Annotated in this window: 14 protein-coding genes; 10 read left to right on the forward strand and 4 right to left on the reverse strand. The window is 68.8% G+C overall.

The annotated features are described in order from the left end of the window. Window positions 1-12: 12 nt before the first annotated feature. The gene (fghA, locus tag FPZ61_RS02190) at window positions 13-861 is read left to right on the forward strand and encodes an S-formylglutathione hydrolase (protein WP_185464585.1); all 849 of its coding nucleotides are present in this window, start codon (window positions 13-15) and stop codon (window positions 859-861) included. Here fghA and leuS read toward each other — a convergent pair. Further along, window positions 858-3,515 carry a leucine--tRNA ligase gene (gene leuS, locus FPZ61_RS02195; RefSeq protein ID WP_185464584.1) on the reverse strand — a complete coding sequence of 886 codons (2,658 nt, stop codon included), beginning with the start codon at window positions 3,513-3,515 and terminating at the stop codon, window positions 858-860. The two genes, fghA and leuS, sit on opposite strands and share 4 nt — an antisense overlap. 83 nt (window positions 3,516-3,598) lie before the next feature. After that, window positions 3,599-3,820 (reverse strand): hypothetical protein, encoded by a 222-nt coding sequence (locus FPZ61_RS02200; RefSeq protein WP_185464583.1) that lies wholly within the window; start codon window positions 3,818-3,820, stop codon window positions 3,599-3,601. A gap of 12 nt (window positions 3,821-3,832) precedes the next feature. On the opposite strand from FPZ61_RS02200, the gene dapF reads away from it, so the two are divergent. Genes dapF through dacB form a run of 5 tightly spaced genes read left to right on the forward strand, consistent with a single transcriptional unit; the run spans window position 3,833 to window position 8,823 of the window. Further along, window positions 3,833-5,011, forward strand: a complete 1,179-nt coding sequence (dapF, locus tag FPZ61_RS02205) for a diaminopimelate epimerase (RefSeq protein ID WP_185464582.1) — start codon at window positions 3,833-3,835, stop codon at window positions 5,009-5,011. Next, window positions 5,008-6,201: a cysteine desulfurase family protein gene (locus tag FPZ61_RS02210; RefSeq protein ID WP_185464581.1), complete on the forward strand. Its 1,194-nt coding sequence runs from the start codon at window positions 5,008-5,010 to the stop codon at window positions 6,199-6,201. The genes dapF and FPZ61_RS02210 overlap by 4 nt, the downstream gene beginning before the upstream one ends. A 27-nt stretch (window positions 6,202-6,228) precedes the next feature. Continuing rightward, on the forward strand, window positions 6,229-6,927 hold the full coding sequence (locus FPZ61_RS02215) for a DUF1995 family protein (protein ID WP_185464580.1): 699 nt from the start codon (window positions 6,229-6,231) through the stop codon (window positions 6,925-6,927). Between the two features lie 56 nt (window positions 6,928-6,983). Then, window positions 6,984-7,523, forward strand: coding sequence for a DUF4330 domain-containing protein (locus FPZ61_RS02220; protein ID WP_185464579.1), 540 nt, complete (start codon window positions 6,984-6,986; stop codon window positions 7,521-7,523). Window positions 7,524-7,527: 4 nt separating this feature from the next. Then, on the forward strand, window positions 7,528-8,823 hold the full coding sequence (gene dacB / locus FPZ61_RS02225) for a D-alanyl-D-alanine carboxypeptidase/D-alanyl-D-alanine-endopeptidase (RefSeq protein ID WP_185464705.1): 1,296 nt from the start codon (window positions 7,528-7,530) through the stop codon (window positions 8,821-8,823). Here the strand turns inward: dacB and FPZ61_RS02230 are convergent. Next, window positions 8,798-9,748, reverse strand: coding sequence for a hypothetical protein (locus FPZ61_RS02230; RefSeq protein WP_185464578.1), 951 nt, complete (start codon window positions 9,746-9,748; stop codon window positions 8,798-8,800). The genes dacB and FPZ61_RS02230 overlap by 26 nt on opposite strands. 17 nt (window positions 9,749-9,765) lie before the next feature. Further along, window positions 9,766-10,242 carry a pantetheine-phosphate adenylyltransferase gene (coaD, locus tag FPZ61_RS02235; protein ID WP_185464577.1) on the reverse strand — a complete coding sequence of 159 codons (477 nt, stop codon included), beginning with the start codon at window positions 10,240-10,242 and terminating at the stop codon, window positions 9,766-9,768. Between the two features lie 113 nt (window positions 10,243-10,355). Here coaD and FPZ61_RS02240 point away from each other — a divergent pair, with 113 nt between their 5' ends. The 4 genes from FPZ61_RS02240 (at window position 10,356) to FPZ61_RS02255 (ending at window position 14,219) form a co-directional block, all read left to right on the forward strand. After that, the gene (locus FPZ61_RS02240) at window positions 10,356-10,871 is read left to right on the forward strand and encodes a flavin reductase family protein (protein ID WP_185464576.1); all 516 of its coding nucleotides are present in this window, start codon (window positions 10,356-10,358) and stop codon (window positions 10,869-10,871) included. A 23-nt stretch (window positions 10,872-10,894) separates the two neighbouring features. Beyond that, window positions 10,895-12,880, forward strand: coding sequence for an excinuclease ABC subunit UvrC (gene uvrC, locus FPZ61_RS02245; RefSeq protein WP_185464575.1), 1,986 nt, complete (start codon window positions 10,895-10,897; stop codon window positions 12,878-12,880). A gap of 105 nt (window positions 12,881-12,985) precedes the next feature. After that, entirely contained in the window at window positions 12,986-13,576 is a 591-nt protein-coding gene (gene hemJ / locus FPZ61_RS02250) for a protoporphyrinogen oxidase HemJ (protein ID WP_185464574.1), read from the forward strand. Beyond that, window positions 13,521-14,219, forward strand: coding sequence for a PHP domain-containing protein (locus tag FPZ61_RS02255; RefSeq protein WP_185464573.1), 699 nt, complete (start codon window positions 13,521-13,523; stop codon window positions 14,217-14,219). Before hemJ ends, FPZ61_RS02255 begins: the two co-directional genes overlap by 56 nt. Window positions 14,220-14,227: the final 8 nt, after the last annotated feature.

The raw sequence follows: 14,227 nt of genomic DNA on the forward strand, positions 1-14,227 counted from the left end.
GGGAGATCCCCCGTGCTCACACTCCTGAGTGAGAACCGCAGCTTTGCGGGTGCCCATCGGCGCTACCGGCACCAATCGGCAGCGCTCGCCTGTGAGATGACCCTGGCGGTGTACCTGCCTCCCCAGGCCCTGGCCGGCGGCTCCGTGCCGGCGCTGTACTGGCTCTCCGGGCTCACCTGCACCGATGAGAATTTCATGCAGAAGGCTGGCGCCCATCGCCTGGCCTCCAGCCTCGGCCTGGCCCTGATCGCTCCCGACACCAGCCCCCGTGGCGCTGAGGTGCCTGGAGATCCTGACGGAGCCTGGGACTTCGGCCATGGGGCCGGCTTCTACCTCAATGCCAGCGAACCCCCCTGGGAGCGCCACTACCGCATGCACGATTACGTGGTGGAGGAGCTGCCGGCGCTGCTGGAGGCCCAGCTTCCCCTCAACGGGCTGCGCGGCATCAGTGGCCATTCGATGGGGGGGCATGGCGCCCTGGTCTCTGCCCTGCGCCACCCCGGCCGCTACCGCTCCGTTTCGGCCTTCGCACCGATTGCTCATCCGAGCTGCTGCCCCTGGGGGGAGAAGGCGTTCAGCCGTTACCTCGGCCCCGATCGCACCCACTGGAGTTCCTGGGACGCCTGCGAGCTGATCGCCTCGGCGCCGGAGCGGCTGCCGCTGCTGATCGACCAGGGACTCGACGATCCCTTCCTGGAGAGTCAGCTGCGACCCGATGACCTCGAGGCTGCCGCCCACGCCGCCGGCCACCCGCTCCAGCTGAGGCTCCAGCCGGGCTACGACCACAGCTACTTCTTCATCGCCAGCTTCATCGAGGACCACCTGCGGCACCACGCGGCGGCCCTGATTCCCCTGGGCTAGGGCACCAGGTTCACGAGCTTGCCGGGCACCACGATCACGCGGCGGGGAGGCTGGCCTTCCAGCCACCTCAGGGCGATCTCACTCTCCAGGGCCAGCCGCTCCAGGGTGGCGGCATCGGCATCGGCCGGCACCTCCAGCTGGCCCCGCACCTTGCCTTTCACCTGGATCACCAGGGGGACCGTGTCCTGAATCAGGGCGGCGGGATCGGCCACGGGCCAGCGCTGGCGATGCACGCTGGCGGCTCCACCCAGCCGCTGCCAGAGCTCTTCGGCCAGGTGGGGCGCGAAGGGGGCCAGCAGGATCACCAGGGCCCTGAGCGCTTCGATGGCCACGGGCTCGGCCGCGGCCTCCAGCTGAGCCGCCATGGCATTGCTGAGTTTCATCAGCTCCGAGACGGCGGTGTTGAACTGGTAACGCCCCGGGGCCAGGTCGTCGTCGATGGCGGCGATGGCGGTGTGCACGGCCCTTCGCAGCTCCTTCTCCCCTGGGGTGCTCGCCTCGGCGGGCCCAGCCGCGGCGGCCCTCAGGCTCAGTCCACGGGCCACCGCCCCGTCCACCAGCCGCCACAGCCGCTGCAGAAAGCGGAACTGACCTTCGACGTCAGCGTCGTCCCACTCCAGGTCCTTCTCGGGCGGTGCCTTGAACAGGATGAACATGCGGGCGGTGTCGGCTCCATAACGGTCGATCACCACGGAGGGGTCGACGCCGTTGTGCTTCGACTTGGACATCTTCTCGAAGAAGGTGTCGAGCCGCTCACCATCGGCCGGATCGCGGGGATCGGCGGGATCGCTCACATCCGCCGGGGCCACGTAGCGGCCCGTCTGGGGATTTCTGTAGGTGATGGCCTGGACCATGCCCTGGGTGAGCAGCCGCTGGAACGGCTCATCGAAGCTCAGCAGGCCACGGTCGCGCAGCACCTTGGTGAAGAAGCGGGAATAGAGCAGGTGCAGGATGGCGTGCTCGATGCCGCCCACGTACTGGTCCACGGGCAACCAGCGGTCGGCAGCACTCCGCTCGAAGGGCAGGCGGGTGTTGTGGGGATCGCTGTAGCGCAGGTAGTACCAGGAGGAGCAGATGAAGGTGTCCATCGTGTCGGTCTCCCGCCTGGCGGCCTGGCCGCAGCAGGGGCAGGGCACCGTCACCCAGCTCTCCAGCTGCGCCAGGGGTGAGCCGCCCTTGGCGCTGAAGGCCAGATCCCTGGGCAGTTCCACCGGCAGCTGCTCCGCCGGCACCGGCACCACACCGCAGCTTTCGCAGTGGATCACGGGGATGGGACAGCCCCAGTAGCGCTGGCGGGAAATCAGCCAGTCGCGCAGCCGGTAGCGCACCTTTCCCTCACCCCAGCCTTCCGCTTCGGCCAGGGTCACGATCCCGGCACGGGCTTCAGCCGCATCGAGGCCGTCAAAGGGGCCGGAATGGACCAGGCACCCCCCTCCGGTCCAGGCGCCACCGTCGTAGGCCTCTTCGTGGGCGCCCTCGGGCACGATCACCCGCTTCACCGGCAGCTCGTACTGGCGGGCGAACACGAAATCCCGCTGGTCGTGGGCGGGGACCCCCATCACGGCGCCGGTGCCGTAGTCGGCCAGCACGTAATCAGCGATCCAGATGGGGATCGTCTCGCCGTTGAAGGGGTTGCGCACGCTGGCGCCCAGGGGCACCCCCCGCTTGGGCTGATCCTCGGCGGTGCGTTCCTGTTCGCTCTGGGCGCTGACCAGATCACAGAAGGCCTCCACCGCCAGGCGCTGCTCAGGGGCGGTGAGGCTGGCCACCAGGGGATGCTCCGGGGCCAGCACCAGGTAGCTCACGCCATAGACGGTGTCGGGTCGGGTGGTGAAGACCGTGATCGACGTTGCGCTGCCGGCGGCCGCCGCTGGCGCCACGATCGGGAAGTGCAGCTGGGCCCCGGCCGAGCGCCCGATCCAGTTGGACTGCATCGTGCGCACCCGCTCCGGCCAGCCATCGAGCTGCTGGAGATCGTCAAGCAGGGCTTCGGCGTAGTCGGTGATGCGCAGGAACCACTGGCGCAGCTGCCGCTTCTCCACCCTGGCCCCGGAGCGCCAGGAGCGGCCCTCGCCATCCACCTGCTCGTTGGCCAGTACCGTCTGATCGATCGGATCCCAGTTGACCGTCGCTTCCTTGCGGTAGGCCAGGCCCGCCTCGAAGAACTGGAGGAACAGCCACTGCGTCCAGCGGTAGTAGTCGGCATGACAGGTGGCCAGCTCCCGGTCCCAGTCGATCGAGAGGCCGAGGCGCTGGAGCTGGGCCCGCATCTGGCCGATGTTGGCATCGGTCCAGTCGCCGGGATCCACGCCCCGCTCGATGGCGGCATTCTCCGCCGGCAGGCCGAAGGCGTCCCAGCCCATCGGATGCAGCACCCGACTCCCCCGCAGACGCTGCACCCGGGCGATCACATCAGTGATCACGTAGTTGCGCACATGGCCCATGTGCAGGTTCCCCGAGGGGTAGGGGAACATCGAGAGGGCATAAAACGTCTCGCCGTCACCGCTGCCCTCGCCGTCATCGCTGGGTTCGGGTGTCCGGTGCAGTCCCTGCTCCTGCCAGCTCCGCTGCCAGCCGGCCTCGATCGCCTCTGGGCGGTAGCGGTTGGCGTCCGGGCTGTTGCCGGCGTTGGGATGGGAGTCGGACGCGGCCATGTTCCGGAGTCGGCCGGTTCGCATCAGCCGTTGAGTGCGTGATTGTGATCGTGCCACACCTCCATGGGGCGATCAGATCGGGTTCATTCCAGCGCCTGAATGGTGTCGAGGGCGGAGCGGCGGATCAGCACCGGCTGATGGGCGTTCGCGGGGCGCAGGGCAAGAAACTCGGGGTCCTGCCAATCGAGGCAGCCTTCGAGCTGCTCTCCACCCGGGAATCGCACCCGCAGAGCCGTGCGCTGACGGACCCAGTTCTGGAGCTGGCGTACGCCAGGCAGGCTTGGATCCAGGTTGTGACTCTCCATAGGATTCAGGCTATGTCGATCGAGAGCGGAGCCGTGCTGGCATTCAGCAAGTACCAGGGGCTGGGCAACGACTTTCTGATGCTCGACGGTCGCGAGGCCGCTGATCCAGGGGAGGTGTTCGGGCTCGACCCCGAGCGGGTGCGCAGGATCTGCGACCGCCGCTTCGGCGTGGGCGGCGATGGTGTGATTCTCGCGCTCCCCCCGATTGGGGATGGAGAACTGCGCATGCGCATCTTCAATGCCGACGGCAGCGAAGCGGAGATGTGCGGCAACGGCATCCGCTGCCTGGCCCGTTTTCTGGCCGACAGCGACGGAGATCAACCGGGCCGGACCTGGCAGGTGGAGACAATGGCCGGTCGGATGGTGCCGGAACTGCTCAGCGACGGCACGGTGCGCGTGGACATGGGCGAGCCGTTCCTGGTGCCCGACCAGGTACCCACCACCCTGCCGATCGGCCCGGCGGGGTTGCCCCAGGGGGACCTGGAGGTGGAGGGGACCCGCTTCGGGGGGGCGGCGGCCGGGATGGGCAATCCCCATCTGGTGATTCCGGTGGAGGCGGTGGAGGGCGTGGATCTGGAGCGTTTCGGCGCCCTGCTGGAGGTGCATCCTGCTTTTCCGGCCCGCACCAATGTTCATTTCGTGCAGGTGCTCGGCGCCGACCATCTGGTGATGCGCGTCTGGGAGCGGGGGGCTGGCCCCACCCTGGCCTGCGGCACCGGGGCCTGCGCCACCCTCGTGGCCTGCCATCGCCTGGGCCTGAGCGCCCGCTCGGCCCGTCTGGATCTGCCCGGCGGGTCTCTCTGGATCGACTGGGATTCCCAGTCGAACCATCTGTTCATGACCGGGCCTGCCGAACCGGTGTTTGATGGGGTGCTGGCGCCTGCGGCGGAGAACGCCGTGCAGCCGGACAGCACCGCTGAAGGCGTTGCTGAGCTCGCCACCAGGCCGGAGACGCCGCGGCCGGCTGAGCCAGAAGACATCAACTGCGCGATCAACTGCGCGATCGCCTGCGTGGAGGGCTGCCAGCGGCCCGACGACTGCCCCAGTGCCGAGGCCCGTCGCCGGGTGGAGGCGCTGCTGCAGAGCCGTTCGCTCGATGATCTGGTTGCCCTGGCGACCCAGTCGCTGGAAGCCCGCACCCAGGCCCGCTTCAGCCGCGACGGCGCTGGCTCCGGGCCCCGGGCCGAGTGACCCGGAGCCTGCCCGAGGGCTCTGCAGCGCAGGAGCTCTACCTCGATGCTTCAGCCGGCTCCCCTCCTGCCGCAACGGTGCTGGAGGTCATGGCTGCCGCCACGGGAACCGCCTGGGCCAATCCCTCCAGCCTGCATGGCTATGGGCTGAGGGCAGCTGAATCGCTGGAGCGCAGCCGCCAGGTGATCGCGTCCCTGCTCGGTGCCGAGCCCCGGCAGCTCACATTCTGCTCGGGGGGCACTGAGGCTGCCCACCTGGCCCTGCTCGGGGCGGCGGCGGCCCTGCCCCCCGGCCGGCTGCTGATCTCGGCGGTGGAGCATCCGGCGGTGCAGGCTGCGGCCGAGCGTCTGGCCGGTTCGGGCTGGTCGCTGGAGCGGCTTCCGGTCGATCCTGTCGGCCGGGTGCGATTGGATCGCCTGGAGGCCCTGCTGGAGCCCCCCACGCGGCTGGTCTCCGTGATCTGGGGCCAGAGCGAGGTGGGCACGCTTCAACCCCTTCAGGCGATCGGAGAGCGTTGCCGCCGTGCCGGCGTGCTGCTGCACAGCGACGCCGTTCAGGTGGTGGGCCACCGCCCCATTGATTTCACTGCCCTGCCGGTGGATCTGTTCAGCTTCACCGCCCACAAACTGCAGGGACCGCGGGGGATCGGGGCGCTGCTGGCCCGTCCCGGCCTGGAACTGCGTCCGCTGCTCGAAGGCGGCGGCCAGGAGGGGGGGCTGCGCTCCGGGACCGAACCGGTGATTCTGGCGGCTGGATTCGCCCAGGCCCTGCGGCTGGCCCAGCAGCGGCTGGCGCTGCACGGCGGCCGGGATCCGCTGCAGCCATGGCGTGACCGCCTGCTGGAGGCCTTGCTGGCCTTGGGCGGTGTGGAGCTGAGTGGCTGCCCCGATGAGCGTCTGCCCCACCACCTCAGCCTGGTGGTGCGGGATGGTGCCGGGCGCCCCCTGCCAGGTCGCCGTCTGGTGCAGGCCCTCTGGCGCCAGGGGCTGGCTGTCAGCAGTGGCAGTGCCTGTCAGGGGGGGCGCGCCGGCGCCAGTCCGGTGCTGATGGCCATGGGCTACGACCCGGAACTGGCCGCCAGTGGCCTGCGCCTGAGCCTGGGCCCCTGGCTTGATTCCAATCAGCTCGACGCGGTGCCCGTCCGCTTCGAGCGGGCCCGGCAGGCTGTGGTCGACGGCCACCTTGGGTAGGGTCGCCGAGCTTTGCCGTGCCTTTGCGTGCTCCCTCCCGATCTGCGCAGCGCCGAAGCTGAGGCCCTCTCAGCCCTGGCGGCGGCCCTCGCTGACACCCCCCGCGGGCGCTGGACGGTGGAGCTGCGCTTCGAGGGTCTCAAGGTGCTGCACCTGGCCCTGAGGCTGCTGGCGGCCCTGGATCCCACGGAGCGGCCTGTGCGCCTGCTCTTCCCTGACGCCGGTGCCGCCGCCCTGGCCCGGCGCGATGCCCCTGAGCTGGCGCCGCATCTGGGCTCGCTCGGGGATCAGCTGCGGCGCCAGGAGCAGCAGAGTGATCCCCCCTCCGCCGACCTGCTGATCATGGTGGAGCCCGCCCAGGCCGAGTACGAGGAGGTGGAGCGTCTCTGTCAGGCCCATCCCGCCGGGGTGGTGCTGCTGAACGGACGCCTGGAGGACGCCGCCGTGGGCATCGGCAGCGTGGCCCGCGAGCGCCGGCGCGGGTTTCTCGCCTCCTGGCAAGCGGCCTATGCCCTTCTGCCTCTGGACTGCGGCGCCCTTCGCTTCGCATTTCCCGGTCCATGGGAGCTCTATCGCCTGGATCCCGACGGCTACCGTCCAGCCGCCAGCTTCGAGCAGAAGCCCGATGCGGAACAGCAGGCTGAGGCCCTCAGCTCCGAGGACGGCCCCGATGTGGTGGCGGGTCTGCAGGCCCTCGACCGGTTCATCGGCAGCCTGCGCAACTGACCCCCCCTGGCCGGAGCGGTGAAGGCTCCTTAAAGTTGCGCGTCTGCCCCTTGCCCATGCCCCCTGAGTCAACCCCCGCGGCGCCGGGTGGGTCCTCCCGCTGGGGGCTGGTCGACATCGGCGCCGCAGGCGCCGTGCTGCTGGCCATCGCAGGTGTTGTCTGGAGCCCGAAACTCAGTGGTGCCGTGGCCACCGCCACCGGAGCGATGCAGCCGGTGACAGTGATCGTCGACGTGCGCGGGATTCCCTCCGCTGATCCCGATGGCTTGATCGCCGCGGCCCGTGAGGAGGGAAAGGTCAGCATCGTGATCCGCAATCAGCCCCACGGCAGCGTGAAGCTCAAAGATCTGGAGCGGCTGCAGCGCAGGCTGGTGGCCCTGCAACCCGACGGGAGCGTCGTGACCGCCGAGGATCCGAACCAGGCCAGGGTCGGCTCCCTGGATGCCCGCTTCGTTCTCGAGGGCCAGGGCCGGAAGACCGAAGGCGGGGTGGTCTTCGGCAACCAGAACCTCAAGATCGGAGCCCCGATCGAGCTTGAGGGTCGCAACTACCGCCTCAATGGTTCTGTCAGTGGTCTTGTCCTTGGTGAGTCCTGAGATGATGGTGATGATCTCCCAACCCCAGACCCGTCGCGCCCCTCGGCGTCTGGTCAGGGCCCTTGCCTTCGGCCTGGCCCTGGCGCCAGGACTGCCCGTGCTGGCTGCCGACCCCCTGGCCCGGCTTCCCGGTTCCCCGGCAGCGGCCGGACTGCCACGGCTCCAGAGCCAGGTGAGCTGCCCGGCCCTGCAGCAACGGGTCCAGGCCAGCCTGGGGGGTGAAGCCAGGGTCTGGAGTGTGTCGGTGGCCGATGGCAGCGGCCGGCTGCTGGCCGATGTGAACGGCCTGCAACCGAGGGTGCCCGCCTCCAACCAGAAGCTGCTGAGCACGGCCTTCGCTCTGGATCGTCTCGGCCCTGACTATCGCCTCACCACCCGCCTCTGGCGCCTCTCCGATGGGACCCTGCGGCTCACCGGAGAAGGCGATCCCGACCTTGCCCTGCCCCAGTTGCAGCGCTTCGCCAAGCTGGCTCTCGGCTCCGGGGGTGCCGATGGAGCCCCCCCCAGCGCGGTGCGGCTCCAACTGGCCGAGATGCCACCCCAGGCCTGGTGGCCCCAGGGCTGGCATCCCGGTGATCGCGCCTATGCCTACGGCGCTCCGATCACCCGCCTGGCCCTCACCAGCAATGCCATCAACATGGCGGTGGCCAACCCCACCTCCCGGCTGCGCACTCTGCTCAACCGGGAACTGGTGCGCCAGGGGGGGAAGGCCATTCAGATGACGGTGGTGTCCCCCGACGCACCCCTCTCCAGCGATGCCGTGCTGATCCATGAGGAGCCCTCAGCTCCGATGCACAACCTGCTCAGCCTGGCCAACACCGAAAGCCACAACTTCACCGCCGAAGTGCTGATGCGTCAGGCCAGCGGCAGCTGGAATCTTGCCGTCAGCCGCCAGGCCCAGATGCAGTGGCTGGCCGAGCAGGGCCTGTCTCTGCAGGGCATCCGGGTGGCCGATGGCAGCGGCCTCGACCGGGCCAATCGGCTCACCAGCCGCTTCGTGACCTCCCTGCTTCTGACCATGGGGCAGCACCCCTATGCCGGGTACTACATGGCCTCCATGGCGGTGGCCGGTCAGCGGGGCACCCTGCGCAATCTCTACAAGGGCACCAGCCTGGCGGGCCGCTTTCGCGGCAAGACGGGCACCCTCACCGGGGTGCGCTCGATCAGTGGCGTGCTCAGCACGAGTGATGGACCCCGTTACGTGAGCCTGATCTCGAATGGTGCTCGGACTCCGAACACCACCATCGGGAGGGTGCTGCGTCAGGTGCAGAACATCAACCTCTGCCAGCCACCTGCCTGAGCCGTGAGGCGGCTCGCCGGGCGCGGCTGATCGGCACGGCCGCCTGCTCACCGGCGGGCGGTTGTGCCGCGGGGCTCCTCTCGGCCGACGCCGACACCTCGGTGCTCTGGATACGAACCAGTTCGCGGCGTCCGGCCAGAACCACCTTGCTCAGTTCTCCCAGTCGCCCCTCCAGTTCGGTGAGCACCTGCTCGGCATAGCGGTTGGCGCCGTCCTGCACCGTGGTGGCCTCCTGGCGGGTGCGGCTGATCAGGGCCTCGCACTGTTGCTGGGTCTGCTGGCGGAACTGCAGCGCGTCGTTGTGGAGGCGCTCGGCTTCCGACTGGCTTTCGCGCTGGATGCGAAGCCCTTCCTGACGGATCTTCTCCAGCTCCTGCAGGCTCTGCTGGCGGGAGCGTTCGTGCTGCTCGCTCAGCTGGCGCTTCATCTCGGAGAAGTCCTGGTCGAGCTGCTGTCGCCGCTGCATGGCCTCCTGCTCCAGCTGCTGGCGGCGGCTGCTGAACTGCTGCTCGGTCTGGGCGAGCCGGGTCTGATGCTCCTGTTCGGTCTGGGCCACCTGCTGCCGGGCCGAGAGCAGGAGTTGCTCGCACTGCTGCCGGGCCTGCTCGCGCAGCTCGGTGACCTGACGCTCGGCCTCCTGGCGAACGGCGGCGGAATTGATCAGCTGCTCCCGCTCCTGGCGGGCCCGGCCGATGATCTCCTCAGCCTGCTGGCGGGCCTGGGCAATGAAACTCTCCCGCTGGCGCAGCAACTCCTCGGCCTGATCCAGCTGCGACGGCATGGCCTCACGGACCGCGTCCATCAGCTCGATCGCGTCCTGCTCATTGACAAGGCGGCCCCCGCTGAAGGGAATGCGGCTGCCCTCCAACACGATTTCTTCGAGCTGGTCGATCTGATCCAGCACGCTGATCCGAGTGTCGGCCATCTCAACGGGGCAGAGGATTACCGATTAAAGAGCCTGGCGAGGTCATCCGCCACTCCTGGCGGGACCATGTGGCGCACATCCCCACCGAAGCGGGCCACTTCCTTGACCACGCTGCTGCTGAGAAAGCTGTGGTGTGCGGCCGTGGCGAGGAACAGGGTTTCCACCTCCGCGGCCAGGCTGCGGTTGGTGTGGGCGATCTGAAGCTCGAACTCGAAATCGCTCATGGCCCGCAGCCCGCGCAGGATCACGGTGGAGTCGCAGCGTCTGGCGAAGTCGACGGTGAGGCCGTCGAAGCAGCTCACCTCGACTGTCTCCAGGTGGGCCGTGGCCTGGCGGATCTGGCTGAGCCGCTGCTCGAGGGGGAAGCTGGCCTGCTTGCTCGGGTTCTGCAGCACCGCCACCACCAACTCTCCGAACAGCCGCTCGGCCCGCTCGATCAGGTCCAGATGGCCCAGGGTGAGGGGATCGAAACTTCCGGGATACAGGGCCTTCATGGGAGGTCGGTCATGGGGCCCCCTGCAGGGAAGCGTTGGCGCGGATCCTATGGACGATGCCGCTGCAGGCGATGGCACTGCCTAAAGTCAGGGTATCGACCGCGACAGGGCAGATGGCCACCGACGCTCCCACCAGCCCCGCCAGTGGCGGCCTCGATGCCGCCGCCAAGAAAACACTGCTGCGCAAGATCCCCCACGGGCTGTTCATCTGCGGCGTGGCAGAGGGCGACACCGTCAACGGCTTCACCGCCAGCTGGGTCACCCAGGGCTCCTTCGAACCACCCCTGGTGGTGGTGGCCGTGCGGGCCGATTCCACCAGCAACGGCATCATCCAGCGCACCCGGCGCTTTTCACTCAACGTGCTCGCGGCCGACCAGAAGGACCTGGCGGCGGTCTTCTTCAAGCCCCAGAACGGAGTCGGTGGCCGCTTCGACGCCGCTCCCTACACCCTGGGTCCCCTCGGTCTGCCGATCCTGGAGGCTGCTCTCGGCGCCGTCGAATGTGAGCTGGTGGGTGAGGTGGCCCATGGCGATCACACCGTGTTCGTGGCGGAAGTGAAAAGTGCCGTGCTGCAGCGCGACGGAGCCGCCCTCGAGCTCGGTCCCACCGGCTGGCAGTACGGAGGCTGAGCCGGGCCCCGGAGTCAGCCGCCATGGGCCGCATCGCCCAGCCCCTGCTGACCGATCCCGATCGCCTCAGCCAGCGCCTCAGGGAGCTGCCCGCCGAACCGGGTTGTTACCTGATGCGCGACGTCGATGACCGCATTCTCTACATCGGTAAATCGAAGAGCCTGCGCAGCCGTGTGCGCAGTTACTTCCGCGATTCGCATGATCTGAGCCCCCGCATCCATCTGATGGTGCGTCAGGTCTGCGAGATCGAATTCATCGTCACCGACAGTGAAGCCGAGGCGCTGGCGCTCGAGTCCAACCTGATCAAGGCCCACCAGCCGCACTTCAACGTACTGCTCAAGGACGACAAGAAATACCCCTACCTCTGCATCACCTGGAGCGAGCCCTACCCGCGCATCTTCATCACCCGGCGGCGGCGCCTGCGCAGCCCGCTCGACCGTTTCTACGGACCCTATGTGGACGTGGGCCTGCTGCGGCGCACCTTCTTTCTGGTCAAACGGGTGTTTCCCCTGCGCCAGAGGCCCCAGCCCCTCTACCGCGATCGCACCTGCCTCAACTTCGACATCGGCCGCTGCCCGGGGGTGTGCCAGGAGAAGATCAGCCCCGAGGCCTATCAGCAGACGCTGCGCAAGGTGGCGATGGTGTTCCAGGGTCGCAGCGATGAGCTGCTGGAGCTGCTGCGCGGCCAGATGGAGCGCTACGCCGAGCGTCAGGATTATGAGCAGGCCGCCCGGGTGCGCGATCAGCTGCAGGGCCTCGAGCAGCTCACGGCCGAGCAGAAGATGACCCTTCCCGACGCCTCGGTGTCACGGGATGTGCTGGCCCTGGCGGCCGATCACCGGCTGGCGGCGGTGCAGCTCTTTCAGATGCGGGCCGGTCGGCTGGTGGGACGGCTGGGCTACACGGCGGAGGCCTCGATCGCCAGCCCCGGGGCGATCCTGCAGCGGGTGCTCGAGGAGCACTACGCCCAGGTGGAGCCGGTGGAGATTCCCCCCGAGGTGCTGGTGCAGGTCACCCTGCCCAATCAGGAGCTTGTCCAGGAGTGGTTGAGCGAACGTCGGGGCCGGAAGGTGCGGGTGTTGCACCCGCAGCGCCAGGCGAAGGCCGAGCTGATCGAACTGGTGGAGCGCAACGCGGCCTTCGAGCTCAGCCGGGCCCAGCGCAGCGCCGAGCAGCATCAGCTGGCCAATGAAGATCTGGCCCAGCTGCTGGAGTTGCCCCAGCCGCCCCGCCGCATCGAGGGCTACGACATCAGCCACATCCAGGGCAGTGATGCGGTGGCCTCCCAGGTGGTGTTCGTCGACGGGCTGCCGGCCAAGCAGCACTACCGCAAGTACCGGATCCAGAGCAGCAGCATCAGCGCCGGCCACAGCGACGACTTCATGGCGATGGCGGAGATCATGCGCCGCCGCTTTCGCCGCTGGTCGGAGGCCAAGGCCGAGGGGGCCGACCTGGGGCAGCTGCGCCGCAGCACCGACACCGCCCTGCATACCGGCGGTCTGGGCGACTGGCCTGATCTGGTCATGATCGATGGCGGCAAGGGCCAGCTTTCGGCGGTGATGGAGGCCCTGCGCGAGCTGGATCTGCACGAGGAGCTGGTGGTCTGCTCCCTGGCCAAGCAGCGGGAGGAGGTGTTTCTGCCCGGTGCCAGCCAGCCATTGGAGAGCGAGCCCGACCAGCTGGGGCTGCTGCTGCTGCGGCGGCTGCGCGACGAGGCCCACCGCTTCGCGGTCAGCTTCCACCGCCAGCAGCGGGGGGAGCGGATGAAGCGCTCGCGGCTCTCGGAGATTCCGGGGCTGGGTCCCAAGCGGGTCAAGGACCTGCTGGCCCATTTCCGCTCGATCGATGCCATCCAGCTGGCGAGCCCCGAGCAGATCGCCAAGGCCCCAGGGGTGGGTCCGGCCCTGGCCCAGCAGGTGTGGAGCTACTTCCATCCCGGGGACCACGAGCAGGATTCCGGCGGCGAATCCTCGAGCCAGCCGCTCAAGGGGCTCGTCGGCCGGGGCTGACCCAGCCTGTTCTCAGCCATCGCCGTCGCGGCATGCTCCGATCGAGAGCCCGCCAAGCCCGGTGGCGGATTCCCCTAACTTGAGGCACTGCCCTTTCCTGCCCTGATGACGCTCCCGGCCCTGCCCCCGGAGGCCTATCTCTGGTTCAAGACCCTGCACATCGTGGGGGTCGTGGTGTGGTTCGCCGGGCTCTTCTACCTCGTGCGGCTGTTCATCTATCACGTGGAGGCCGAGGGGCTGGAGGACCCTGTGCGCAGCGCCTTCCAGGCGCAGTACGCCCTGATGGAGCGCCGGCTGGCCGGCATCATCACCACCCCGGGGATGGTGGTGGCCGTGGTCATGGCAGCGGGCTTGCTGATCGCCCAGCCAGCCTGGCTGCAGCAGGGCTGGATGCACGCCAAGCTGGCCGTGGTGGTGGCCCTGCTCGTCTATCACTGGTTCTGCTATCGCCTGATGGGTCAGCTGAGCCAGGGCACCTGCCGCTGGAGCGGCCGGCAGCTGCGGGCCCTCAACGAGCTGCCCACCCTGATGCTGGTGCTGGTGGTGATGCTGGTGGTGTTCAAGGGGCAGTTCCCCACCGGAGCGGCCACCTGGTTCCTGGTGGCCCTGGTGGTGGCGATGGCCGGCTCGATCCAGTTCTATGCCCGCTGGCGGCGGCTGCGCCTGGAGCAGGAGGCCCTCGCCGGTGGCGCCTGAGCATCCTCTGGTGCCCGTGCTCCGGGGGGTGGGTGCCTCCTGTTGCCCCGGGCGGCTCAATTTTCACTGCCACACCATCTGCAGCGACGGCAGCCTCCAGCCGGAGGGGCTGGCTGACCAGGCGGTGGATCTGGGTCTTGAGCACTTCGCGGTGACCGATCACCACAGCGTCGCGGCCCTTGCACCGCTTCGCCGACGATTGGCGCTGCACCGGGAGCGGGGCCTGGGGGTTCCCACCCTCTGGAGCGGGGTGGAGATCAGCTGCCTGCTGGAAGGCTGCCTGGTTCATGTGCTCGGCCTTGGCTTCGACCCGGATCACCCCGCCCTTGGGCCCTACCTCGAGGGCAGCGCCGTGGTGGGCAAGGCGCTGCGGGCCGGGGCCGTGCGCCGGGCGATCCATGCCGCCGGCGGACTGGCCCTGCTGGCCCACCCAGCCCGCTATCGGCTGCCCTATCACCTCCTGATCGCCGCGGCGGCCGAGCTGGGCTTCGATGGCGCCGAGGCCTTCTACGACTACGAACAAGGGCAGCGCTGGCGCCCGTCTCCTCTGGTGTGCGATGCGATCGCGGCCCAGCTGAGTCGGCTGGGATTGCTGACAAGTTGCGGTACCGATACCCATGGGCTGGGGCTCGGTGGCCGCTAGGCTCATCC

Source organism: Synechococcus sp. BSA11S, assembly GCF_014224355.1.
In the GTDB taxonomy this organism is placed as follows: domain Bacteria; phylum Cyanobacteriota; class Cyanobacteriia; order PCC-6307; family Cyanobiaceae; genus Regnicoccus_A.